This is a genomic window from Bacillus sp. 01N42_2 (assembly GCF_056399565.1).
Genome location: NZ_JBFTRO010000008.1, coordinates 140,675 through 163,868, shown reverse-complemented (window position 1 = coordinate 163,868; position 23,194 = coordinate 140,675). Strand labels below are relative to the sequence as shown.

Genomic DNA, 23,194 nt, shown 5'->3' with positions numbered 1-23,194 from the left:
CGCGCAAAAAAAAGCGCCCTATTTTCCATAGAGCGCTTCAAAAAGATTCCTTTATTGCAGTTTTATCAATGTTGATTAATTCCATATATTCTTTTCCCCACTTATACATAGCGTCCAAAATCGGCATAAGGGTCTCTCCTTGCTCCGTTAATGAGTACTCCACTTTCGGGGGAACAACAGGGTAAACTTCCCTGTGAACGATCAGATCCTGCTCCAGCTCCCTGAGCTGATTCACAAGAATTTTGTGCGTAATATCAGGAATTAAAGCTTTCAGCTCATTAAATCGTTTTGTCCCTTCTTTTCCCAGGTGCCACATAATCAGCATTTTCCACTTCCCGCCTATCACGGCAAGCGTCAATTCCTTTTCGCAATTAAACGTTTTCTTATCCATTCGGCTCACGGGCCATTCTCCTTCCTCTTACTTTTCGTACGTTGATCATCTATAAACACTTGCTTACTTTTTCACAGAGCTTTCATCCATTTATACTACCACGCAGTTTTGCTGAGACAAAACACATTGCCTGCGGGGGACAGTATCCTCAAAGTAACTATTAGACTTTAAAGTGCGTACTTTTCAACATGCAGGGCACTCTATAGAATGTAGATACATTAAGAAGAGGAGTGAATATACAGTGGAATTACAGCTGGCATTAGACTTAGTGAATATCCCTGAAGCAATTGAACTTGTGAAAGAGGTCGAACAATATATAGATGTTGTAGAAATCGGCACTCCCGTCGTCATTAATGAAGGACTGAAAGCCGTGCAGGAAATGAAAACAGCCTTTCCTCACCTGAAAGTGCTTGCCGATCTTAAAATCATGGATGCAGGCGGTTACGAGATTATGAAAGCGGCAGAAGCAGGCGCCGACATCATCACCGTTTTAGGGGCGACAGATGATTCGACGATCAAAGGAGCGGTTGCCGAAGCAAAAAAACAACAGAAAAAAATCCTCGTCGATATGATCAACGTAAAAGACCTTGAAACACGGGCAAAAGAAATTGACCAACTCGGTGTTGATTATATTTGTGTCCACACAGGTTATGATCTTCAAGCAGAAGGAAAAAATTCATTCGAGGAACTGACGGCGATTAAAAAAGCAGTCAAGAGCGCTAAAACCGCAATTGCCGGAGGCATTAAACTTGATACGCTTCCTGAAGCCATCAAACAAAACCCAGATTTAATCATTGTCGGCGGAGGCATTACGGGAGCTGACAATAAAGCGGATACTGCTTCTAAAATGAAACAGCTGATCACACAAGGATCATGAAAACGACGGAATACTTACATGAAATCCTAAATGAATTATCCCGTACTGCAGCGTTAATAGCCGACAATGAAGCTGACAAGCTTGCGGATCAGATTTTAGCTGCAGATCAGATCTTCACGTCCGGAGCGGGCCGTTCTGGTTTTATGGCTAAAGCGTTCGCCATGAGGATGATGCATATCGGGCTGAACGCTTACATCGTCGGTGAGACGCTTGCCCCTCCCCTCAAAGAAGGCGGTCTCGTCATCATCGGCTCAGGCTCAGGCGAAACAAAAAGCCTGCTTCATACCGCTGAAAAAGCCAAAAGCCTTAATGGCATCATCACTGCATTAACGATTAATCCTGACTCGAGTCTCGGCAGACTTGCGGATCTTACGATAACGATTCCCGGCTCTCCTAAGGATGAGACCGGCGGAGACAGAAAGACGATTCAGCCGATGGGTTCTTTATTTGAACAGACTCTCCTGCTGTTTTACGATGCGGTTATTCTAAAAATCATGGAGAAAAAAGAACTGAATTCGGCAGACATGTTTGCAAATCATGCAAATCTGGAATGATATACCGGCGGCCTTCTTATCAGATGGCCGTCTTTTTATCGTCCTGCGGCGCTCGATTACATCCGGCCAAGTCTTCACCCGGAAACTCGCTGACGAAGATACCCTGCCGGTGAGCTTATCGCTATAATAGCCAATTATTCAGACGGCCGCAATCATTCATTTCTGAATAGAGAAACTGCGAAAAAGACTTTCTGACCGATTTTTTATTGGATAAAACTGATTTGTGCAGACGGTTTTACAGATATTCAGTTGAATTGAGGCTGAAAAATATATTTTAACAGCTTTACAGCGGGCCGATTCTGCTTTATTCTTGGACCAGCTTTACAGCAATTTAAAACTGGAGGTGATTGATACTCTTGAAAACATTAAAAGCACTGCTGCTTGTTCTTCTCATCATTGCCGGAGCAGTTGCGGCCCTGATCAAGGGTGATATTTTCTCAGATAACGAGCAGACCGTTCAGAAAAGCGATTACGACAAAGTAATCCTATTTCCGTCCGATCGATATCCGGAAACAGCAAAGCATATTAAGGACGCGATAAAAGAAGGACATCCCAGCATATGCACCATTGACAGAGACGGAGTACATAAGCGGCGTGAGCAATCTCTTAAACATGTGCCTGTAAAAACGGGGTACGATAGAGATGAATGGCCCATGGCGGTTTGTAAACAGGGCGGAAACAATGCCTCCGTAGAATATATTTCTCCGGCAGACAACCGCGGGGCCGGCTCTTGGGTCGGACACCAGCTTACCAATGATCCAGACGGAACGAGAGTATTATTTAAAATCAAGTAACGAAACAGGAGGAGCAGCGCATTGATTAAATCATGGAAACCGCAAGAACTTATCATTTCTTATCATCAATTTACAATCTTCCAAAAAGATTCCGAACCGCCTGTTATCGATTGGACGGATGAAGCCATTGAAAAAGGATTTGCGGAGGCTGACGGAGCTGTTTCATTTGAAGCAAGGAGAAATACGAAGGCATTTATTGTCCTCAGGCTTAATACAAATGAACCGGTACCATCCTATGAGAAAAAAGCGGCTGTTTCCTTTGAAGCTGTAAAAGATGGAATTGAGATTGAAAGCGTGATGTCAAAACGGCTTTTCTTCGATCTTCCGAAAGGCCGATACAGCCTTACTTGTTATTCAGTGCCTGCCGAATTATCCGATTTGCATGCGGATACGTATATTATCGATGCGGCCGCAATGTAAAAGAGTTCCCTGAGAGAAACATATTTCTCTCAGGGAACTCTTATAAACTCTTACCGTTTGTTTCGATCACGTTCCGATACCAGTAAAAACTTCAAATGCAATTTTGTCTTCAGGGTGACTTGTAAGCGGATAAGCCGGTGAATAATCGAAGCTTGGAAAAATCCTCGGCCAGCTGACAGAAAAGCCGTAAGCTTTCAAACCCATTTCTGCCATCAAGGCGACATCTTCTTTATAACGTTCATAACGGCCGGCTGCTGTATCGCCGTTTGAGCCTTTAAACGTTTTACCTGTTATTTTTGCGTTCCAGAGCAATCCCGATAAAACAAAAAAAGCACCCATCTTGCCGGATGCTTAAGAATGATGATGCCGCTTCTCCAATTTATGAGGGGGAGGCTTGGGGATAAAGCCATTTTGTTTCATCATGTTAAAGCGCCTGTCCATATGCTGTTTAATATGCTCTGCTTTTTCTTTCGGCAGGACACCGTATTCAACATATTTGGAAATGACATGTTTACGTTTCTCGAGTATTTCCTTTTCAAGAGATTCAATTTCTTTTTTCTGCTGTACCGTAAGTGACATTGTTGAAGGCATTTTTGTTTCAGTTGCATGTGCCGGCATTATGAAAACCATTGCCGTAATGAAAAACGCAGCCAATGATAACGCAGCTTTTTTCATGACTTTTTCCTCCTTTAGCGTTTGTTATATGTTGTGCCTCCATCCAGTTTTTATGCAAAAAAAAGAGCGAAATTATTCGCTCTTTTCAATCGATTCGTCCGGCAATGCGTATGTAACATACGTTCCTGCCACAAAATCATGGATCGACCGTTTGTCTTCTCTCATTCCGACCATAAATGCGCTCACGATCACACCGATTCCTAACGTCACACCATAAATTAAGGCGCCCACAAGCACTCTTAAAATCATAGTGAGAAAGCCTACCTGAGTGCCGTCTTTTTTGACGATGCGGATACCGCAGATCTTTTTGCCGATAACATAACCGTTCCAGTATACAGGAAGCAAGATAGAATAAAGAGTCAAAATGATGCTGATCATTGCGCTCTCCTCCGGATCTTTTCCCGTTGCCAGCATATAAATAATCGCCAAAGGCACTGAAATAATTAAATAGTCGAGTACTGCGGCTCCCAATCTGATCCAAAATCCCGCCGGTCTGTAAATATTCATTGTGTTTCCCCTCGCTCTATGGCTTCAAAATCACTTTAATGTTGCCATCTTCTTTTTTGTCAAATATATCATATGCAGCAGGGGCTTCCGCAAGACTCATTTTGTGCGTAATAATATCCGTCGGATCAATTTCATTTTGTTCGACCATTTGATACAGCATCGGCATCAGATGGATAACGGGTGCCTGGCCCATTTTTAGAGAAACGTTGCGCGTGAAAAAATCACCGATCGGAAAACCGTCCGCTTCGGAAATATATGCGCCTGTGAGCTGAACAGTACCGAACTTCTTAACGGCTTCTGACGCTGTCAGAATCGGACTGATGGTTCCGAACTGATTCGGTTTTTGCTTTTCTTTTTCTTTTGAAAGCGGCGTGCCGTCCATTCCGACACAATCAATCACAACATCCGCGCCCCCTGACGTTTGTTCATGCAGCAGTTTCCCGATCTCTTCATGCTCTGAAAAATTGAAGGTCTCTGCTCCGTTTATGCGTCTCGCATGTTCAAGGCGGTGCGGGACTTGATCGACTGCGATGACCCGCTTTGCGCCTTTTTTCCAAGCGAATTTTTGCGCCATTAAACCGATCGGACCTGAGCCCAGAATAACGACTGTGTCTCCTTTTTTCACTCCGCTGTGCTGAACGCTCCAAAAGGCGGTCGGCATGACATCTGACAGAAGCAGTACCTGTTCATCTTCTAGCTCGCTGTCTGCCGGAACCAGAAAAGAAGAGAAATCAGCATAGGGCACTCGTAAATATTCAGCCTGCCCGCCGGGATAATTACCGTTAAACTCTGAGAAACCGAATAAGCCGCCGGCATCTGTATGAGGATTGGGATTTGATTCATCACACTGGCTTTCCATCTGGTGCTTGCAATAATGACATTCTCCGCAGCCGATGTTAAAAGGAATCACGACCCGGTCGCCTTTTTTCAGCTTTTTCACTTGACTGCCCGTTTCTTCAACAATTCCCATTGGCTCGTGTCCAACGATGTAACCCGGATCAGCGGGTATTCCGTTTTTATATAAATGAAGGTCTGAACCGCAAATTCCGGTTGCGGTGATTCGAACGATGACATCCCTCTCATCTTGAATGACGGGTGCAGGGACTTCTTTCACTTCCATATGTTCTTTTCCTTGGTATGTCAGTGCTTTCACATTGTTCAGCTCCTTTTTCATCACTCCTTCCCTTCTCACATGCTTCTAAACTTGGCTGGTATGTTATTCAGCCCGCTGAATGTCCCATTGAAAAGGATCTTCAAATTGAGACCAGTCAGAATCGAACTCAGACGGCGTGAGCAGACACTGATCTAATTCCTTTGTAATGGCTGCTTCATCTAAATTAATCCCGATAAATACCAGATTCGTATGACGGTCTCCGAATTGAGCGTCCCAATCCTCCAGAATCTCCGGTTCCTGCTGTTTGATCTGCTCCTGCTCAAGTTTCGGCATCGCCGCCACCCAATAAGAGACAGGCTCAACTGAGACCGCCGGACCCGCCTGAGACATCAGCAGCGCGAAGCTGTTGTGGGTTGCGCACCAGGCAATTCCCTTTGCGCGCACAATGCTGTCAGGCATTGAGTGATGCAGCCAGCTGTCAAAACGAACGGTATGAAACGGCAGACGCCGTGAATACACAAACGAAGTGATTCCATACTCTTCTGTTTCCGGAGTGTGCGCTTCATGGCCTGCCGTCAGCTCCTTTATCCATCCTGCTGATGAACTCGCTTCTTCAAACTCAAATAAACCGGTATTCAAAATGCATTCGGCAGGCACTTCTCCGCGGACGGATCGGATCAGCTTGGCACGGGGCTGTAATGCGCGAAGAACTGTTTCAAGCTGTTCAAGCTCTTTTTCGCCCACCATGTCGCACTTATTTAAAATAAGCACATCACAAAACTCAATTTGATCAATTAATAGGTCGGCAATCTCCCGTTCATCCTCTTCTCCCGCAGCTTCTTTCCGGTCAAGGAGGCTGTCACCGGACTGGAAGTCATACCAGAAGCGGTTTGCATCTACCACGGTAACCATTGTGTCCAGCCTGCAGAATGTTGTCAGATCAATGCCCATTTCTTCATCTATATAAGAAAATGTCTGGGCAACGGGAATCGGTTCACTGATCCCTGTTGATTCAATCACGATATAATCAAACCTGCCGTCTTTGGCGAGTTTCTCAACTTCGACTAATAGATCCTCACGCAGCGTGCAGCAGATACAGCCGTTCGATAATTCTACGAGTTTTTCGTCTGTCCGTGATAAGCCCCCTCCCTGTTTCACCAGGCCAGCGTCTATGTTTACTTCGCTCATGTCATTAACGATGACGGCAATTTTTAAACCGTTGCGGTTTTGTAAAATATGATTCAAAACTGTCGTCTTTCCAGCACCAAGATAGCCGCTCAATACTGTAACCGGAATTTTCACCATAAAAATAGCCTCCCAACAAAATAGAATGATTACGATTTATTATCTGTGACTGTCTCTGTTCAACTAATATGTACAGTGTATTAAATCGTAATCGTTACTATTTATTCTGATGCATTCTCTATTTAAAATCAAGTAAAAGTCAGACATCATACACTGTTTGCCCCCTTCCATTGGTCTGACACGCAAAACGTCAACGATTTAATTGGTGAAGCCTTGGATCCGGACTGTAAAATGCCCGGTTTTAAGATGTGCGCTGCACGTATCAGCCTAATATAATTTTTCATAAAATTTTTAGATTTTTTAGTATTTTTTGTTACATCTCATAACATGTATCTTAAATATCTGTTTTCGCTGTGCTACGCTAAAGAAAACATAGATAAGGAGCGGATCATCTGATGGGAAAAAAACAGCTAGTCCTTGTTGGAAATGGAATGGCCGGGGTAAGAGCGATTGAAGAAATACTGCGTGTTTCAAAAGACGAATTCGAGATTACAATATTCGGGGCCGAACCTCATCCCAACTATAACCGAATCCTTCTGTCAAAAGTGCTTCAAGGCGATACAGATATTAAAGATATTACGTTAAACGATTGGGACTGGTACAAAGAAAACAACATTCAGCTGCATACCGGTGAAACAGTCATCAAAGTGGACCAGGATAGCAAAACAGTCATTACAGATGCAGACAGAATCCAGCCCTATGATGAACTCATCCTGGCGACAGGCTCTGTCCCTTTTATCCTTCCGATTCCGGGCGCAGATAAAAAAGGCGTCACGGCATTCCGGGACATAAAAGATACCGACACAATGCTCGCCGCGTCGAAACAATATAAAAAAGCAGCCGTCATCGGCGGAGGACTGCTTGGTTTAGAAGCCGCTCGCGGGCTGCTGAATCTCGGAATGGACGTGTCTGTCATCCACCTCTCTCCATACCTGATGGAACGCCAGCTTGATCCAACTGCAGGGCGCCTGCTGCAAAACGAATTAGAAAAACAAGGCATGACCTTTTTACTTGAAAAGCAAACCGAAGAAATTGTCGGTACTGACCGTGTCGAAGGCGTACGCTTTAAAGACGGCACAAGCATCGAAGCTGATTTAGTCGTCATGGCGGTCGGCATCCGCCCGAATACACAGCTTGGCGCGGAAAGCGGCATTCCGGTTAACCGCGGAATCATTGTGAACGATTATATGCAGACTGAAATCCCGCACATTTACGCTGTCGGTGAATGTGCCGAGCACCGCGGAATCGCATACGGTCTTGTGGCGCCGCTCTATGAACAGGCAAAAGTGCTGGCCAAACATATTTGCGGCATTGAAACAAAACCGTATGAAGGCTCCGTTCTCTCCACTCAATTAAAGGTATCAGGCGTCGAGGTATTCTCTGCCGGTGACTTTAACGAATCAGAGGAGAAAAAAGCGATTAAAGTTTTCGATGAGCAGGACGGCATCTATAAAAAAATCGTTCTGAGAGGCAATCAAATTGTCGGCGCTGTTTTATTCGGCGACAGCAGCGAGGGCAGCCGCCTGTTTTCAATGATTCAAAAAGAAGCCGATATCTCCGAAACTTCCAAGATATCAATCTTACAGCCTCTTGACCAGGAAGCAGGCGCAAGCATGACCGCGGCGATGAGCGGCGATGAAATCATCTGCGGCTGCAACGGTGTATCAAAAGGCGCGATTATTCAAGCCATTCAGGAAAAAGGCTGCACATCAACGGACGAAATCAAAGCATGCACTGGGGCATCCCGTTCCTGCGGAGGCTGTAAACCGCTCGTAGAAGACATTCTTCAATATACACTGGGCTCAGAATTTGACGCATCCGCGCAAAAAGAAGCGATTTGCGGCTGCACCTCGCTTTCGAGAGATGAAGTCGTAGAAGAAATCAAAGCCAAAGGGCTATCACATACGAGAGAAATCATGAACGTGCTCGGCTGGAAAACGCCGGAGGGCTGCTCCAAATGCCGGCCTGCCCTCAACTACTACTTAGGCATGATCAATCCGTCTACATACGAGGATGACAGAACATCCCGTTTTGTGAACGAACGGATGCACGCCAATATTCAAAAAGACGGAACATACTCTGTCGTGCCCCGGATGTACGGCGGCGTGACCAACTCTCAGGATCTCCGCAAGATCGCCGATGTCGTCGACAAATATGAGATCCCGCTCGTTAAAATGACAGGCGGCCAGCGAATTGATCTCATCGGCGTCAAAAAAGAAGACCTGCCGAAAGTATGGGCCGAGCTTGATATGCCTTCAGGCTACGCGTACGGAAAAACACTCCGCACGGTAAAAACGTGTGTAGGCGAACAATTCTGCCGCTTCGGCACGCAGGACTCCATGGCACTGGGCATTGCGCTAGAGAAAAAATTCGAAGGGCTCAATACGCCTCATAAGGTCAAAATGGCCGTGTCTGCCTGCCCGCGGAACTGTGCGGAGTCCGGCATTAAAGACCTTGGTGTTGTCGGCATCGACGGAGGCTGGGAGCTCTATGCCGGCGGGAACGGCGGAACTCATTTGCGCGCCGGTGATTTGCTGATGAAAGTGAAAACGAATGAAGAAGTCTTAGAATACGCGGGCGCTTACCTTCAGTACTACAGAGAAACGGCTAACTATCTGGAGCGCACATCCGCATGGCTTGAGCGCATCGGTTTATCCCATGTCCAATCTGTGTTGAACGATCCGGAAAAACGGCAGGAGCTCAACGGCAGAATGAATGAAACACTCTCTGTTCACAAAGATCCGTGGCAATATTTCCTTAAAGATAAAAAAGCTTCTAAAGATTTATTTGAAAATGTCGTCACGACTTCATAAAACAGTAAGGAGGAACGGACATGGTTAATAAAGATATGACAAAGGTTTGCTTAGGCAGGCTAAACGAATTTCCTGAGGAGTTAGGAAAAACCGTATATATAGAAGAGAAAGAGCTTGCTGTATTTAAGCTTTCTGACGGAAGCGTCCGCGCCGTCGAAAACCGCTGCCCTCATAAAGGGGGCGTCCTGGCTGAAGGCATCGTCAGCGGAGAATACGTCTTCTGCCCGATGCATGACTGGAAAATTTCCTTAGAAGACGGAAAAGTCCAAGAGCCGGATCATGGCTGTATTAAAACATACGAAACACTGATCGAAGGAGAGAATGTATACCTCCTGTATTGATCAAAGGGTCGGATCACTTTTTAAACAGATGAAGGGATGACGTCATCATGAGAAACGGAATTGTATATTTTGTCGGTGCCGGACCTGGAGACCCGGGGCTGATTACCGTAAAAGGGAAACAGGTTCTGGAGAAAGCGGATATCATTTTGTATGACCGGCTTGCAAACCCAACATTTCTTGAATATGCCTCTCCAGACTGCCGGTTCATTTATTGCGGAAAACTGCCCGACCGCCATTTTATGAAACAGTCGGAGATAAATGCCCTGCTGATTGAAAAAGCGGCGGAAGGCTTCACCGTAGTCCGCTTGAAAGGCGGAGACCCAAGCGTGTTCGGCAGAGTCGGCGAAGAAGCGGAGGCGCTTCATCGGCACGGCATCCGCTACGAGATGGTGCCCGGCATCACCTCGGGAATCGCGGCGCCGCTGTATGCGGGCGTCCCCGTCACCCATCGTGATTGCGCTTCGTCCTTCGCCATGATCACTGCTCATGATACATCATTACAAGGCCGGCCGAATCTCGATTGGGAAGGGCTGGCTCGAAGCGTTCAAACGCTTGTGTTTTACATGGGGGTTAAAAATCTGTCATTTATATGCCGGCAGCTTATGGAGCACGGGAAATCCCCCTCCGTCCCCGTACTCGTCATTCAATGGGGAACATGGGGGCGGCAGCGCAGCGTAAAAGGAACGCTTCAGGATATTTATGAAAAAGTACAAAGCCAAAACATCACCAACCCCGCCATTATCGTCATCGGAGATATCGTAAATCTTCAAACATATAGCTGGTTTGAAAGCAAACCGTTCATCGGGCGGCATATCATGGTGGTCACTCATGGCGATGATGAACATACATTGACAGGCTGGCTGCGCGAGTATGGCGCTGATGTTATCGAATGGCCGAAGCGGATTGTTAAAAAAATGCCCGCTAACGAAAACATCCTGAAGCGGATCAGCACTTTTGAACAGATCTTTTTCACATCACGCCACGCGGTCTGTGAATTTTTTGACACACTGGCTTTCAAGCAGATTGACATCCGCCGGGTGACAGCAAGCCTGAATGCAGCGACTGAAGCGGCAAAGACGGAACTGACAAAACGGGGCTTCCGCCTATCCGGCCATCAAGGTGATTCTCCGCATTCGCTCATTGTCGGAAGCCGTCAAGCGGCAGAAAACATGCCAGACTCAGTATCATGCCCGTTTTATATCACTCATGAACATATCGCAGATGAGCGGTTCACTTCGATGATCGAACGCACAATCAGTGAGTCTCCTCTGCAAATGATTATCTGTCCGGGCAAAGAATCCGCTCAGCATTTGCTCAGCGCCGGAAAACAGATCGGCATATCACCGAATCCGACAGCAAACCGCCCTCCCGTCATCTGCATCGGTGAAGACATACCCGCCGGTTACGGATTTACCGCCGTGAAAAATCAGGAACAGTTATTTGCGTTTATACGAAATGAAATGAAAGACGTGCTCGTTCACAGCTGACCCCCGGCTCAACATCGGGGGCCATTCCCTTTTTTATTGTGTCACCAATTTCTTATGATGAGTCGAATACATCGCCATCTGATCCGCCTGCGGGTCCAAATAGGCTTTGGCGCTGTTCACGGCGGTCGGTCCCTCCGTGAAACCGCCGGCAATCAATCTGAGCTTGCTTTCATAATGGGCGGCGTCACCTGCAACAAACACGCCCGGAAGATTGGTCCGCATATGTCTGTCGGCTTTAATCCGGCCTTCTTCTATCTCAAGCCCCCAATCCTTCATCGGGCCGAGATCAATTTTAAACCCGTGATTAATAATGAGCTCATCAACCTTGATGTCTTCAGAAAGGCCAGACTCGGTATGACAAACGGTGACGCTCTCAATCCGTTCCCCGGTGCCGTTGAGATGCTTCAAACGATACGGCGCAAACACCCGCACGGAAGACCGCTTCATTTTCGCCACGCTGCTTTCTAAACCGCCGAACTCCTCACGGCGGTGCAAGACGGTAACAGACGCCGCAATCGGTTCCAGCTCATTCGCCCAGTCAACCGCGGTATCTCCCCCTCCGGAGATCACGATACGCTTACCTTCAAACGCATCCAGCTTCTCCACTTTATAATGAAGGTTTTTCCCTGAATAACGGCTCGCATCCGCGCTGTTGAGTTCATTGACCTCAAGCGTTCCCATGCCGACAGCCAAAATCACGGTGCGTGTATAGTGCTTTTCCCCTTCGGAACTTTCCAGCACAATGGTCCCGTCATTCAGCCGCTCAAATCCGGTCACCCGCTGATTCAACACGATATCCGGCTCAAATGTCACCGCCTGCTCCTTCAGCTGCTTAATCAGCTGTTCCCCGGCGATCCCCGGAATTCCGCCGATATCACGGATGATTTTTTCCGGGAAAAACATAGACACTTTCCCCCCGAGCCGCGGCAAAAATTCAATCACTTTCGTTTTCAGCTCGCGCATCCCGCAATAAAAAGCCGTAAACAGGCCGATCGGGCCCCCGCCTATAATCGTGACGTCATACACCTCATGATTTTCCGCCATTATTCTGCCTCCCGTTTATATCTATACTTCAAACATTTTTAATTGAGAATCAATATCAATAAAAGTATACCATACATCGGAAAACAGTGTTTGTTCAGTTCTCATCTTGCGGAAAAGGATGGAGATTCAAGAAGCACGGCCCAATGAGATGTTGAGATTGAGGAGGGTATTAAAGCTGAAACCAGTACGGCGACTGGTTTCTTTTTTATTTCTTTTTCATCAGCATGATATCAAGATACAGCTGGCACCTTGTCCTGAAGTCGTTTAAATTAATTGATGTCATGTCAAGAATCTGTTTGATACGGTAGTTCAATGTGTTTTGATGAATAAAAAGCTGTTCTGCGGCTGGTTTTGTTTTGCAGTTATTGAGGAGATAGATTTCTAACGTTTTCAGCAGTTCGGTGCTGCTTTCTCTATCCTTGGCTTTTAATAAAGCTAGATCATGGTTTACATATTCCAGTGAGGCGTTTTTTTCTTCGATGCTTTCAAGATAGCGGTAGATCCCGAGCTTGCTGTATTCATACGGGATATTTTCCTGGTTTCCGGTAATTTCTGCGGCCTTTATGACTTCAAGGGCTTCTATATAACTTTTCCCGAGCTTCAGGATGCTGCTGTATTCATTGCCGATTCCGATATAGATGGGAGTGGGGATCTTCTGAAAGTGAAAATGAGTCAGCAGTTTGTGGATGAATTCAGATGCTGCCGAAGTGCCGGAGCTTTTTTGCGAGAAGCTTGCGACGACGATGACAATATTGGAATCAATGGTTAAGACGTGACTGACTTTATCCCGCAAATTCAAGTACGATTTGATATTTTCCTTCAAATCTTCGACTGCCTCCCCATCCCCATTTGCGGCATGCAGGACAACCACCGAGAAAACCGACGGCAGCACGGCGTTCATCTTTTCCGCCTCCCGCCTGAACTCCTTTTCAGAGGAGAATTGCTGAAAGATTGCCCGTTTCACCAGGTCTTCCGCTCTCTCTTCCTTTTCCTGTTTCAGCCGGTTCGTTTTATAGATGATTTTTCCGACATGGAATGAGGTTTCATATAAAAAGTCGAGCTCCTCGTCCGTCAAATCGCGGTCGAGCTCCTGAATCCAGATGTAGCCCATCACTTCCCCTTTATGTTTTGCGCTTACGACCACTCTCTGATTCAGCCCGATACTGTCTATTTTTTCAACACGGAACGGTTCAGGAACGGTTTTCAGTTTTTCGATCACCCCGTCCTTCAGAAACCTCTCAAAAATCTGCACGGGGCATTTTTTTGAAAATATCGTCTGCTGGTTGGCGGAGTCGAAGTGATTAATGTAATAAGAATTATAGGCAAGCAAAAAGAAATCCGCACTTTCCAGAATGACGGGCTTCTGCAATTCGTAACTGATGAAATCAATTAATTTATCAATGTCCGTAAATGAAAAAACTCTCTCTAAAAGCTCTTCCATACCTATTTCTCCTATGCTCTTTTTATCTTTATCATACTCTGAGGGGTGACTTTTTGTATAGAAAAAAATTCATATATTCCCAAAACGGCATAATCCGGAATTCTGTATCGTGAAAAGAGGAAAAAGGGCGGTCCCTTCTTCCTCTCGTTCCTTGCTTTTATTGAGAAAGTGTATCACGGTACTCATGAAACTGATCTGTGACATCTTTTGACGGAGCCTGTGTCAACAAGCTGACGACAAATACAGCGGCAAGGCTTACAGCAAACCCCGGAATGATTTCGTACAAAAAGTCTGAAAGACCGGCATTCGCCCAAATGATTACAGTAATCGCTCCCGCAATCATGCCGGCGAGTGCCCCCCATTTCGTCATCCGTTTCCAAAATAAACTGAGCAGTACGACCGGCCCGAATGACGCGCCGAATCCCGCCCATGCATAGCTGACAAGACCTAGTATCGTGTTGTTTTTCTCCCAGGCGAGCACCAAGGCGATGATTGACACCGCAAGCACTGCCATTCTCCCCAGAAATACGAGTTCCTTATCAGAAGCCGAACGCCTGAACATGGACTTATACAAATCCTCTACTAAAGAACTGGACGTAACGAGCAGCTGAGACGAAATCGTACTCATAATAGCCGCTAAAATCGCAGAAATGAGAAATCCCGTAATAATCGGGTGGAACAGAATGTTGCCGAGCTGAATAAAAATGGTTTCCGGATCAGCCAGCTTCAGTCCGTGCTGATGGTAATACGCGATTCCCGCAAGACCTGTAAACAGCGCGCCTAGTGCAGACAAAATCATCCATCCCATGCCGATCCGTCTGGCGCGTTTGATTTCTTTCACAGATGTGATCGCCATAAAGCGCACAATAATATGCGGCTGCCCGAAATAGCCGAGCCCCCACGCAAATAAAGAAATAATGCCAAGGACGGTCGTTCCTTTGAACATGTTAAACAGTTCCGGGTTGACGGAACGGATATCGGCAACGGTTTCTCCCGGGCCGCCCGTATGAAAAATCGTCACAATCGGCACGAGAATAAGCGCCGCAAACATAATGATCCCTTGGACAAAGTCCGTCCAGCTTACCGCCAAAAAGCCCCCGAACAAGGTGTAGGCGACAACGACGCCTGTCACAACCCACAGGCCGGTGTGATAGTCCAACCCTAAAATGCTGTTGAATAAGACGCCTCCTGAGACCATGCCCGATGATACGTAAAATGTGAAAAAGACGAGAATGACAAGACCCGAAAACAGTCTGAGAAGCTTCGTATGATCACCGAAACGATTTTCAAGGAAACCCGGAATGGTGATGGAATTCCCCGCTTTTTCAGTATACGTTCTCAGTCTCGGCGCCACGAAAAGCCAGTTCGCCCATGCTCCGAGCACAAGGCCGATGACAATCCAAGCGCCGCTTAATCCCGTCGAGAACATGGCGCCCGGAAGCCCCATCAAGAGCCATCCGCTCATATCCGCCGCTCCCGCGCTGAGCGCTGTGACGGCAGGACCTAAAGAACGCCCCCCGAGCATGTAATCCGTCAGATTTGACGTCCGTCTGTAGGCGAAATAACCGATAAACAGCATGCCCGCCATATAAATACAAATGGATATAATCAACTGAATGTTTGCTATGGCATTTCCTCCTCCGCTTTATATGTTTATGGTGAAATGGACACCCCCCGCGAGGAGGATGCCCATTCAGTCCCTCTTAAAACATTTCACTGATTGTTTTCGCCTGCATGTGGAGGGCCAAATAATCCGGGCCGCCCGCTTTTGAATCAGTGCCGGACATTTTAAAGCCTCCGAACGGATGGTATCCGACAATCGCTCCCGTACAGTTGCGGTTGAAGTACAGGTTGCCGACATGGAATTCCTGTTTCGCCCGTTCAATATGTTTGCGGTTATTTGTAATGACCGCTCCTGTCAAACCGTATTCAGTGTTGTTTGCCACTTCCAGCGCTTCATCAAAGTTTGATACTTTAGAAAACCCGACGACCGGCCCGAAAATTTCTTCCTGCATGAGTCTGGCTTTCGGATCAAGGTCAGCGAAGATCGTCGGCTTGATAAAGTAGCCTTTTGAATCATCTCCGGTGCCGCCGCTTACTAAACGGCCTTCTTCTTTTCCGATTTCAATGTAGCTCATGATTTTATCGTAGGAACCTTGGTCAATGACAGGTCCCATATAAACATCTGCACTGTCAGGTTTAGCTGTTACTTTTGATTCCGTAATTTCAATGACGCGCTTCAATACTTGATCATATACTTTTTCATGAACAACTGCACGTGAACCTGCAGAACATTTTTGTCCTGCGAAGCCGAATGCTGATGTAAAGATGGATTGAGCCGCTAATTCAATGTCCGCGTCCTCATCAACAACAACTGTATCTTTACCGCCCATTTCAGCGATGACACGCTTTAAGTGCTGCTGGCCCGGCTGAACTTTCGCCGCGCGTTCGAAAATTCTCGTACCAACTTCTCTTGATCCTGTAAATGTGATCAGGCTTGTTTTCGGGTGGTCAACAAGGTAGTCGCCGACTTCCGCTCCGCTGCCGGGGACAAAGTTGACGACACCTTTCGGCAGACCGGACTCTTCAAGCACTTCAACAAATTTCGCTGCGATAACAGGTGTAGCGCTCGCAGGTTTTAGAACGACCGTGTTGCCCGTTACGATCGGTGCCACCGTCGTTCCCGCCATAATTGCAAAGAGGAAGTTCCATGGCGGAATGACGACCGTTACGCCTGTCGGTGTGTAGACATATTGGTTTTTCTCGCCTTCACGGCTGTTGACCGGTTTGCCTTTTGCCAGTTCGATCATTTGGCGCGCATAGTACTCCATGAAGTCGATCGCTTCAGCTGTATCAGCATCCGCCTCGTTCCAAGGCTTTCCTGCTTCTTTTACAAGCAAAGCGGAGAATTCATGTTTTCTTCTGCGGACTTTGGCAGCCGCGCGGAACAGGACAGCCGCTCTTTCTTCAGGAGATGTGTATCTCCACTCTTCGAACGCTTTCGCAGCCGCTTCAATCGCTTGCTCAGCGTGTTCTTGAGAAGCTTTTGACACTCTGCCGACAACTTCTTCTTTATCAGCCGGGTTGATTGAAACGATTTTCGCTTCTGTTTCCACTCTTTCACCGTTAATGACAAGAGGATAATCTTTTCCCAGATACTCGCTTACCTTCACAAGCGCTTTCTTGAATTCTTCAACGTTCGATTGATCTTGGAAATTCGTGAATGGTTCGTGTTTATAAGGTGTAGTCATTGTCATCTCTCCCTTTTTTACTTCTTAGTCATCCCTTTAAAGGCGAATGCGATATTTGAGGGGCGTTCAGCGAGCCGTCTCATGAAATAGCCGTACCAATCATCGCCGTAAGGCAGGTAGACTCTCATGTTGTATCCTTCTTCTACTAGGCTGAGCTGGGTTTGCGAGCGCATACCGTACAGCATCTGAAACTCAAAGCGGTCGTTTGGAATGCCGTGCTCTTTGACAAGCTGCTTTGTAAACTCGATCATCTTGTCGTCATGCGTGGCAATTGCCGTATAATGTCCTTTTAAAAGCTGTTTGCGGATGAGTTTTTTATAATTTTCATCTACATCGCTTTTTTCAGGATAGGCCACCTTTTCCGATTCTTTATAGGCTCCTTTGACAAGGCGCAGAAACGGATTCAGCGGGTCAAGATCATCAAGGTCCTTCTCCGTTCTGTACAGATAAGCCTGCACCACGGTGCTTACGTATTCATACCGGCTTCGGAAGTCTTTAAAGATATCCAGCGTTTTCTGGCATCTCGTCTCATCCTCCATGTCAATCGTCACCATGACTTTATGTTTTTCCGCTGTCTGGAGGATTTTCGTCATATTTTCATAGACGAGATCGAGATCTATATCAAGACCTAAAGACGTCATTTTTAATGACACTTGGGAATTCAGCTGTTCATCAGCGATTAAAGCGATGGTCTGCATGCACTCCTCGGTGCGTTCTTTCGCGACATCACCGCTGTTGACAAATTCACCCAAATGATCGACAGTAACTGACAGCCCTTGGCTGTTCAAATGTCGGATTGTCGGGATAGAACTGCGGATATCCATTCCTCCGATGATTTTGCCGGCTGCCACACGGCTTCCCCAGCCTCGCGCCATCTTATTGAGAAAGCTGCTCTTGGATAAAAATAAGAAAAAATCTCTTGTAATCACTTCCAACCTTAACACCCCGCAATCTAAGAAGTATTTGTATGAGTCTATTGTAAATGGACAAAACATCCTCTCACAATATTCTAAAAATACAAAGATTCTGATAAATTTTTGTGGTTTTTCCACAATCAGCTTCTTAGAGAGCAGGCGGATCATGCCGAAAAAAGGCGGGCGGAAATGACAGAAATCGTCAATTCCCGCCTTTTTCTTCCCAAGCCTCTTCGACAGTCTGAATCAAAAGCTGATTCAGTTCGTCCGTTATATCCGGTTTCGGTGTTTTGACCGTTTTGGCATACTGCCCGATGCGTTCTATTTCCTCTTCTATAAAGGCATGAATAATCGTATTTCCGGGTTCCGGAGCCAGTTCCTGTCCGCTTTTTTTCCTTGTAAGCAGTGTGCTGATTTCAGAAATGAGCGCTTCATCCGTCAATAGGGCATCTGCCAGTACGGGAAATGACATCGGCGGTACGGTGCCGAACGTCTCAATCCACCTGCAGGCAAGGAGAGGCCGCAGGACATAAAAATACTTTTTAATCTTCACTGCACTGCCCCGCAATTCCGTTTTTTCATTCCGCTTTGCCATATTGAGATAATGATAGAGGCATGCTTCGGGCGAAAAGGCGCGGGTTTTCAGTTTCCGGAGCTTTTCAGCCGCTGTGAAAGCCTCATAATAGATCATCTCAGAAGAAAGCCATTCCAAAAGAGGCGGATTTGATTTTTTAAAGAGCCTCAGGGCTTTTCTCAGTTCCCAGCCGCTGATGTCAAGCATGTCATGGATCGGCTCCTCTATGACATCCCTATGCGGTTCAATGGAAAAGTACCATTCTTTTTTCGGCACATAGAGAAACCGTACATCGTAGTCGCTTTCGCTTGACGGAAATCCCCATGCGCGGCTTCCCGACTCTACGGCGTAAAGCACCTTAACGTCGTGCTTTGCCTCAATTCGTTTTAATTCTTCGATGATCCTTTGTTTCATTTGTATCCGTCCTTTTCCGTCATCATTCATGAAAAAAGCCCAAGTACTTGGGCTTTTCACTGCTGTCAGCCTTTCAGATGCGCTTTCAGAAAGGCCAGCTTCTCCGTATGGAAAGAAGGTATATATTCATGGCCGAAATACCGGTAAACCTTCAATTCTTTTTCCGTTTCCAGATGATTGTAAGCGGCAAATACCGTCGACGGCGGAGTCACCCGGTCAATCAGCCCGATGGACATGAGAACCGGCACCTTTACGCGGTCCGCCAGATTCATGATATCAAAATAGGCCAGTGTATTCATCGCGGCTTTCTCCGTTTCAGGGCTGCCGTTTTTTCTGAAAAAGGAGTTAATCTCAAGATACGGCTCATCAAGTGCGACGTCAATCGCCCGCTCAAAATTGCTTAAGTACGGATAATCAGCCGCAACCGCTCTCGGAATGTCGGAAAGCGCCGCCGCGGCGATGGAAAGCCCGCCTCCCTGGCTCCCCCCGATGACAGCGATTCTCGTTTCATCCACTTCATCAAAGCTGCTGATGACTTCAAGAGCCCTTACTGCGTCTAAGTACACACCGCGGTAATAATATGTATCTTTGTCTAAAATCCCTTTCGTCATCCAGCCGGGAACGTGTCCGTGCGGTGAGACGCTTGTATCTGTGCTGCTGTGCTGGCCGCGGACAAGCATCCCGAACGCGGCATATCCGTGAAGCGCCCAATTTACGATGTCATGTATGTCCCCGTCATAGCTTGCGTTGTAGCCGTGGTATTTCACGATGGCCGGATGCGGGCCTTTTCGGTCGGGAACGGCGTACCATCCCTCAATTTCCGCCTTGCCGAAGCTTCGGTATTTCAGCCGGAATACTTTCACGCCGTCAGCCGGGTAGCTTTCAGGCGTCAAATCAGGCTTTGCCTCTTCCTTTGCAAGCTCATGTAATGATGATGCCCAAAAATCCGCAAAGTCATGAGGAGCGGTTTTATTTGGTTTATAGGTTTGCAGTTGGTCAAGCGGCAAGTCGTATAATTGCATATCCGATTATTCTCCTTTGTTTTATAAGACTTAATTTTCTGACTCTATCTTAACACGATTTTACACTTATTTTCTAAAAATTTTTATAAATGATCGGCGGACGCTTTCACTTTTTATCAAACGTTTGTTTAACAGAAAACAAAAAAGAGCTGTGCGCTCACAGCGGCACAGCTCTTTTTACATCGGCTGATACAGGTCCCAGCCGATTTTTAACGTTTCAACGATATAATCGGCAATTTCTTCAGGTTCCAGATTATCCGTTGCCACTTTTGAATTATGTTTATCATAGATGCTTTGGCGCTCGTTAAAGAGCTGCTGCATTTCATCCATTGAACGGTTATGCAGCACGGGACGGCTTTCAATCAGCAGGTCAGCCCGCTGCTTCCAATTCTCCCATGATAAATCAAGATGGAGCACAAGACAGTTTTCCAAGCAGCACTGTCTGATTTCCTCTTGTTTAAACGAACCGCCCCCAAGAGACACGATCTTGAATCTCGTATTGCGGCAAATATCTAATATATAGTCCTTTTCAGTCTGACGGAAAAAGGCTTCACCCTTTTTCTCAAACATTTCCGGAATGGACATATTGAAATCTTTCTCAATCTGCAAATCAATATCAATGAAGTCTCTGTATAATTTTTTAGCGACCAGCTGGCCGATTGTTGTCTTACCGACACCCATGAATCCGATCAGGACGATATTTCTTTCTCTTACGGGAATGGCACGTTTTGCGTTCATCTTCGGCGTAATCCTCCTAAGGAATGAAAAAGTTATGTTTATTATATGATAACTCCATATTGAAATATAGAGATAATGCGATGAGTTTTTCGATCTACCGGAGCGTAATGCGTTCCACCTTTCCGACAATGAAAATATAAGAAAACGCCCCGATAAAGGCGACAGCGCCGACAAACAGAATCGCTCCGTTGTATGAACCGGTCGCAGAGACGATAAACCCGATGATAAGCGGCGTAATAATACCGGCCATATTGGCGAAAAAGTTAAACACGCCCCCTGCCAATCCGATTGTCTCGCTTGGCGCCACTTCACTCAGCATCGTCCAGGAAATATTGGACATGCCCTGCGCAAAAGAAGCAATGGATAAGATCGCCAAAACCGCCGGGGAAGAATCCGTAACATTCGCGAGCACGATGGAGCCCGTCAGCAGAAGACCGAGGATAACGGGCGTCTTTCGGGCAACGTTCACCGATACGCCCCGCTTCATCATGCCGTCAGACCAAAATCCGCCGAACAATACGCCGAAAAAGGCGGCGATATACGGGATTGATGCGGCGAAGCCGACTTTTAAGAAAGCCATGTGCTTTGCCTCCGCCAGATAAGTCGGAAACCATGTCAAAAAGAAGAACAGCGTGGACGCTACGGCGAATTGGCCGATATACAAGCCGACAAGCTTGCGGTATTTAAGAAGCTGGACGAAATCCCGCCACGTGATCCTGCCGGCTGATTCAGACACCTCTGTCAGCCCGCCGCCTTCTTTAATATATTCAAGCTCTTCCCGGTTCACTTTTCGATACCGGTTCGGCTCCTGATACATCTTAAACCAGAAAACGGAGAAAACAAGCCCGAGCAGCCCTGAGGAAATAAAGACGGCTCGCCAGTCGAATGCCGTTAACACCCAAAATAAAACCGGTGTGGCGAATGCCAGCCCGACATATTCCCCCGCTGTGTAAACCCCAGTCGCAAAGGCGCGTTCCCTCCTCGGAAACCATGTCGTGACAATCCGGTTGTTTGCGGGAAAGGCAGGCGATTCAGCCAGTCCGATAATCAGGCGGCAGCCGAATAAAAATCCGAAACTGGCCGCAAAAGCTTGCACTCCGGTGAAAACCGACCAGACAAATAAAGAAACTCCGTACGTCCGTTTTGACCCGAATTTGTCCAAAATGAGCCCGCCGGGAATCTGCATACCCGTATAGGTCCAGCTGAATGCGGAAAATACGACGCCCAAAAGAGCGGGGCTTATGTTCAGCGAAGTCTGAATGGACGGGGCGGCGATGGATACACTTGCACGGTCTATATAATTAATCGCAGTGATAAAAAACAAAAGAATCAGTATCACATAACGAGCGCGAGTCGGTTTATTGCGGACGGGCCTGAAGTCCGTCAGCTCCGTTTCATTTTTCAATGGCTTCTCCCCCTTACTCGAATGAAATTAATTGTACAACACTTCGAGCAATTATTTAATACTTTGACGCAAAAAAGCGCTAAACAATTTGTGTTCAATACTGACCGGATGCACCGCTTCCATAAAAAAAGTGTTTACCCTTTTCGTCTGTTTATCCGCAGCTTATCCGGGGAAAAAACACATATAGGATAGACAGTTAACGGGAGGATTACCGATGAAACTGAGCTTTTGCACGACAGGGTTTAAAAAAAAGCATATTCTCGATGTCATTTCTTTCGCAAAAGAGCACTCCTTTGACGGAATCGAACTGTGGTACGGCCACGCCCAACAATATATAAAAGAAATCGGCCCGCTCGACAGGCTTGATCAACAGCTTCAGGAGGAAGGCTTCGAGGTGCCCGCTGTCAGCTTGTACACTGACTTTGCCACTCAGGATGAAAGGCAGGCGTTAAAGGATGTTCAAAGGGCATTAAGCGCGGCACGGCAGCTTCACAGTCCCCTGATCAGGGTCTTTGCGGGCAACCTGGCTTCTCGCCGCACATCACCAGAGAAGTGGCAGAGCGCCGTTGATCAATTTCAGGAGGCGGCACTGCTCGCAGATGACTATGACGTCAATATCGGGCTTGAGATTCATTACGATACGTACGCGGATACACCGGAAGCGGCGCTGGCATTTTTAGAGGATGTCGGACATCCGCGGGTCCGCATCATTTTTGACGGCTCCAACCTTCACGTCAATCACGTGGACCAAATGTCCGCTTTAGAAAAACTGTATCATACCGTCAGCCATATCCACCTGAAAAACTATCACTGGAATTTTGACAACTGGTATCTCAGCAGGCCGGTGTCTGTTCTGCAGGGCGACTTACGGCAGGAACCCTTTCTGAAAGAACTGTTGAACAGGCAGTACGGCGGATTCGTGTCACTCGAATACTTCGGCCGTCATGCTGAAGCGCATATGAAAGAATCTCTGAATGAGATCAGACACTGCTTTAAGAAATAAAAAACATCCCCTTTGAAGGGAGGTTTTTTTCAAATTAAGAAAAAAATTTTAGAAACAGAGAAGGAATTTTATGGATAATAGTCTAATTATTAACACTGTAATACATTTCT

At 46.7% G+C, this 23,194-nt stretch carries 22 protein-coding genes and 2 pseudogenes; 9 read left to right on the top strand and 15 right to left on the bottom strand.

The genetic code is table 11. The features are described 5' to 3' along the window. Nucleotides 1-37: 37 nt before the first annotated feature. Entirely contained in the window at nucleotides 38-400 is a 363-nt protein-coding gene (gene hxlR / locus AC1DN5_RS16720; protein ID WP_016936795.1) for a transcriptional activator HxlR, read from the bottom strand. Nucleotides 401-632: 232 nt separating this feature from the next. Between hxlR and hxlA the strand changes: the two genes are divergently transcribed. The 4 genes from hxlA to comJ all read left to right on the top strand — a co-directional run bounded on the left by hxlA (nucleotide 633) and on the right by comJ (nucleotide 3,036). Further along, nucleotides 633-1,268 (top strand): 3-hexulose-6-phosphate synthase, encoded by a 636-nt coding sequence (hxlA, locus tag AC1DN5_RS16715; protein WP_016936796.1) that lies wholly within the window; start codon nucleotides 633-635, stop codon nucleotides 1,266-1,268. Continuing rightward, complete coding sequence (gene hxlB, locus AC1DN5_RS16710) at nucleotides 1,265-1,822, top strand: 6-phospho-3-hexuloisomerase (protein ID WP_366969992.1); 558 nt, start codon at nucleotides 1,265-1,267, stop codon at nucleotides 1,820-1,822. The genes hxlA and hxlB overlap by 4 nt, the downstream gene beginning before the upstream one ends. A 356-nt stretch (nucleotides 1,823-2,178) precedes the next feature. Continuing rightward, nucleotides 2,179-2,616: a NucA/NucB deoxyribonuclease domain-containing protein gene (locus tag AC1DN5_RS16705; RefSeq protein WP_047476187.1), complete on the top strand. Its 438-nt coding sequence runs from the start codon at nucleotides 2,179-2,181 to the stop codon at nucleotides 2,614-2,616. A 21-nt stretch (nucleotides 2,617-2,637) separates the two neighbouring features. Continuing rightward, complete coding sequence (gene comJ / locus AC1DN5_RS16700; protein WP_047476185.1) at nucleotides 2,638-3,036, top strand: competence protein ComJ; 399 nt, start codon at nucleotides 2,638-2,640, stop codon at nucleotides 3,034-3,036. Nucleotides 3,037-3,189: 153 nt separating this feature from the next. Here the strand turns inward: comJ and AC1DN5_RS16695 are convergent. The 5 genes and pseudogenes from AC1DN5_RS16695 to AC1DN5_RS16675 form a co-directional block, all read right to left on the bottom strand. Beyond that, nucleotides 3,190-3,333: pseudogene (locus AC1DN5_RS16695) on the bottom strand (family 1 glycosylhydrolase); the annotation flags it as partial. A 54-nt stretch (nucleotides 3,334-3,387) separates the two neighbouring features. Then, complete coding sequence (locus AC1DN5_RS16690) at nucleotides 3,388-3,666, bottom strand: YckD family protein (RefSeq protein ID WP_436627812.1); 279 nt, start codon at nucleotides 3,664-3,666, stop codon at nucleotides 3,388-3,390. A gap of 117 nt (nucleotides 3,667-3,783) precedes the next feature. Then, nucleotides 3,784-4,218 (bottom strand): RDD family protein, encoded by a 435-nt coding sequence (locus AC1DN5_RS16685; protein WP_016936803.1) that lies wholly within the window; start codon nucleotides 4,216-4,218, stop codon nucleotides 3,784-3,786. A gap of 16 nt (nucleotides 4,219-4,234) precedes the next feature. Beyond that, nucleotides 4,235-5,371, bottom strand: coding sequence for a zinc-dependent alcohol dehydrogenase (locus tag AC1DN5_RS16680; protein WP_029575240.1), 1,137 nt, complete (start codon nucleotides 5,369-5,371; stop codon nucleotides 4,235-4,237). A 63-nt stretch (nucleotides 5,372-5,434) separates the two neighbouring features. Then, complete coding sequence (locus tag AC1DN5_RS16675; protein ID WP_366969994.1) at nucleotides 5,435-6,637, bottom strand: GTP-binding protein; 1,203 nt, start codon at nucleotides 6,635-6,637, stop codon at nucleotides 5,435-5,437. 147 nt (nucleotides 6,638-6,784) lie between these two features. On the opposite strand from AC1DN5_RS16675, the pseudogene AC1DN5_RS16670 reads away from it, so the two are divergent. The 4 genes and pseudogenes from AC1DN5_RS16670 to cobA all read left to right on the top strand — a co-directional run. Continuing rightward, nucleotides 6,785-6,913 (top strand): annotated as a pseudogene (locus AC1DN5_RS16670) (hypothetical protein); the annotation flags it as partial. 119 nt (nucleotides 6,914-7,032) lie between these two features. Then, a complete protein-coding gene (nasD, locus tag AC1DN5_RS16665) occupies nucleotides 7,033-9,450 on the top strand; it encodes an NADPH-nitrite reductase (protein ID WP_064777950.1) in 2,418 nt (805 codons plus the stop codon). A gap of 20 nt (nucleotides 9,451-9,470) precedes the next feature. Further along, on the top strand, nucleotides 9,471-9,791 hold the full coding sequence (gene nirD, locus AC1DN5_RS16660; RefSeq protein WP_064777951.1) for a nitrite reductase small subunit NirD: 321 nt from the start codon (nucleotides 9,471-9,473) through the stop codon (nucleotides 9,789-9,791). A 47-nt stretch (nucleotides 9,792-9,838) separates the two neighbouring features. Then, a complete protein-coding gene (gene cobA / locus AC1DN5_RS16655) occupies nucleotides 9,839-11,278 on the top strand; it encodes a uroporphyrinogen-III C-methyltransferase (RefSeq protein WP_366969995.1) in 1,440 nt (479 codons plus the stop codon). A 33-nt stretch (nucleotides 11,279-11,311) separates the two neighbouring features. Here the strand turns inward: cobA and AC1DN5_RS16650 are convergent, their stop codons facing one another. The 9 genes from AC1DN5_RS16650 to AC1DN5_RS16610 all read right to left on the bottom strand — a co-directional run bounded on the left by AC1DN5_RS16650 (nucleotide 11,312) and on the right by AC1DN5_RS16610 (nucleotide 22,081). Then, entirely contained in the window at nucleotides 11,312-12,322 is a 1,011-nt protein-coding gene (locus tag AC1DN5_RS16650; protein WP_366969996.1) for an NAD(P)/FAD-dependent oxidoreductase, read from the bottom strand. 205 nt (nucleotides 12,323-12,527) lie between these two features. Beyond that, nucleotides 12,528-13,763: a proline utilization transcriptional regulator PutR gene (gene putR, locus AC1DN5_RS16645; RefSeq protein WP_016936810.1), complete on the bottom strand. Its 1,236-nt coding sequence runs from the start codon at nucleotides 13,761-13,763 to the stop codon at nucleotides 12,528-12,530. Between the two features lie 157 nt (nucleotides 13,764-13,920). Further along, a complete protein-coding gene (putP, locus tag AC1DN5_RS16640; RefSeq protein WP_016936811.1) occupies nucleotides 13,921-15,375 on the bottom strand; it encodes a sodium/proline symporter PutP in 1,455 nt (484 codons plus the stop codon). Nucleotides 15,376-15,466: 91 nt separating this feature from the next. Next, nucleotides 15,467-17,014: an L-glutamate gamma-semialdehyde dehydrogenase gene (pruA, locus tag AC1DN5_RS16635; protein ID WP_366969997.1), complete on the bottom strand. Its 1,548-nt coding sequence runs from the start codon at nucleotides 17,012-17,014 to the stop codon at nucleotides 15,467-15,469. Between the two features lie 17 nt (nucleotides 17,015-17,031). Next, nucleotides 17,032-17,943, bottom strand: a complete 912-nt coding sequence (locus AC1DN5_RS16630) for a proline dehydrogenase family protein (protein WP_099744976.1) — start codon at nucleotides 17,941-17,943, stop codon at nucleotides 17,032-17,034. 187 nt (nucleotides 17,944-18,130) lie between these two features. Further along, on the bottom strand, nucleotides 18,131-18,916 hold the full coding sequence (locus AC1DN5_RS16625) for a nucleotidyltransferase domain-containing protein (protein ID WP_366969998.1): 786 nt from the start codon (nucleotides 18,914-18,916) through the stop codon (nucleotides 18,131-18,133). A gap of 65 nt (nucleotides 18,917-18,981) precedes the next feature. Continuing rightward, nucleotides 18,982-19,938: a cephalosporin C deacetylase gene (gene cah / locus AC1DN5_RS16620; protein ID WP_016936815.1), complete on the bottom strand. Its 957-nt coding sequence runs from the start codon at nucleotides 19,936-19,938 to the stop codon at nucleotides 18,982-18,984. Between the two features lie 177 nt (nucleotides 19,939-20,115). Further along, nucleotides 20,116-20,676: a shikimate kinase gene (locus AC1DN5_RS16615; protein ID WP_099744958.1), complete on the bottom strand. Its 561-nt coding sequence runs from the start codon at nucleotides 20,674-20,676 to the stop codon at nucleotides 20,116-20,118. A gap of 94 nt (nucleotides 20,677-20,770) precedes the next feature. Beyond that, nucleotides 20,771-22,081 carry an MFS transporter gene (locus AC1DN5_RS16610; protein WP_016936816.1) on the bottom strand — a complete coding sequence of 437 codons (1,311 nt, stop codon included), beginning with the start codon at nucleotides 22,079-22,081 and terminating at the stop codon, nucleotides 20,771-20,773. A 214-nt stretch (nucleotides 22,082-22,295) separates the two neighbouring features. Here AC1DN5_RS16610 and AC1DN5_RS16605 point away from each other — a divergent pair, with 214 nt between their 5' ends. Continuing rightward, nucleotides 22,296-23,084: a sugar phosphate isomerase/epimerase family protein gene (locus tag AC1DN5_RS16605; protein ID WP_016936817.1), complete on the top strand. Its 789-nt coding sequence runs from the start codon at nucleotides 22,296-22,298 to the stop codon at nucleotides 23,082-23,084. The last annotated feature ends 110 nt before the right edge of the window (nucleotides 23,085-23,194 follow it).

What these genes read in the sequence shown, in the direction of transcription:
- nirD (WP_064777951.1), top strand. Translation starts at nt 9,471, where the DNA reads ATGGTTAATAAAGATATGACAAAGGTTTGCTTAGGCAGGCTAAACGAA.
- cobA (WP_366969995.1), top strand. Translation starts at nt 9,839, where the DNA reads ATGAGAAACGGAATTGTATATTTTGTCGGTGCCGGACCTGGAGACCCG.
- AC1DN5_RS16685 (WP_016936803.1), bottom strand. Translation starts at nt 4,218, where the DNA reads ATGAATATTTACAGACCGGCGGGATTTTGGATCAGATTGGGAGCCGCA.
- AC1DN5_RS16605 (WP_016936817.1), top strand. Translation starts at nt 22,296, where the DNA reads ATGAAACTGAGCTTTTGCACGACAGGGTTTAAAAAAAAGCATATTCTC.
- AC1DN5_RS16615 (WP_099744958.1), bottom strand. Translation starts at nt 20,676, where the DNA reads ATGAACGCAAAACGTGCCATTCCCGTAAGAGAAAGAAATATCGTCCTG.
- AC1DN5_RS16625 (WP_366969998.1), bottom strand. Translation starts at nt 18,916, where the DNA reads ATGAAACAAAGGATCATCGAAGAATTAAAACGAATTGAGGCAAAGCAC.
- AC1DN5_RS16650 (WP_366969996.1), bottom strand. Translation starts at nt 12,322, where the DNA reads ATGGCGGAAAATCATGAGGTGTATGACGTCACGATTATAGGCGGGGGC.
- cah (WP_016936815.1), bottom strand. Translation starts at nt 19,938, where the DNA reads ATGCAATTATACGACTTGCCGCTTGACCAACTGCAAACCTATAAACCA.
- hxlB (WP_366969992.1), top strand. Translation starts at nt 1,265, where the DNA reads ATGAAAACGACGGAATACTTACATGAAATCCTAAATGAATTATCCCGT.
- AC1DN5_RS16690 (WP_436627812.1), bottom strand. Translation starts at nt 3,666, where the DNA reads ATGGTTTTCATAATGCCGGCACATGCAACTGAAACAAAAATGCCTTCA.
- AC1DN5_RS16675 (WP_366969994.1), bottom strand. Translation starts at nt 6,637, where the DNA reads ATGGTGAAAATTCCGGTTACAGTATTGAGCGGCTATCTTGGTGCTGGA.
- putR (WP_016936810.1), bottom strand. Translation starts at nt 13,763, where the DNA reads ATGGAAGAGCTTTTAGAGAGAGTTTTTTCATTTACGGACATTGATAAA.
- pruA (WP_366969997.1), bottom strand. Translation starts at nt 17,014, where the DNA reads ATGACTACACCTTATAAACACGAACCATTCACGAATTTCCAAGATCAA.
- nasD (WP_064777950.1), top strand. Translation starts at nt 7,033, where the DNA reads ATGGGAAAAAAACAGCTAGTCCTTGTTGGAAATGGAATGGCCGGGGTA.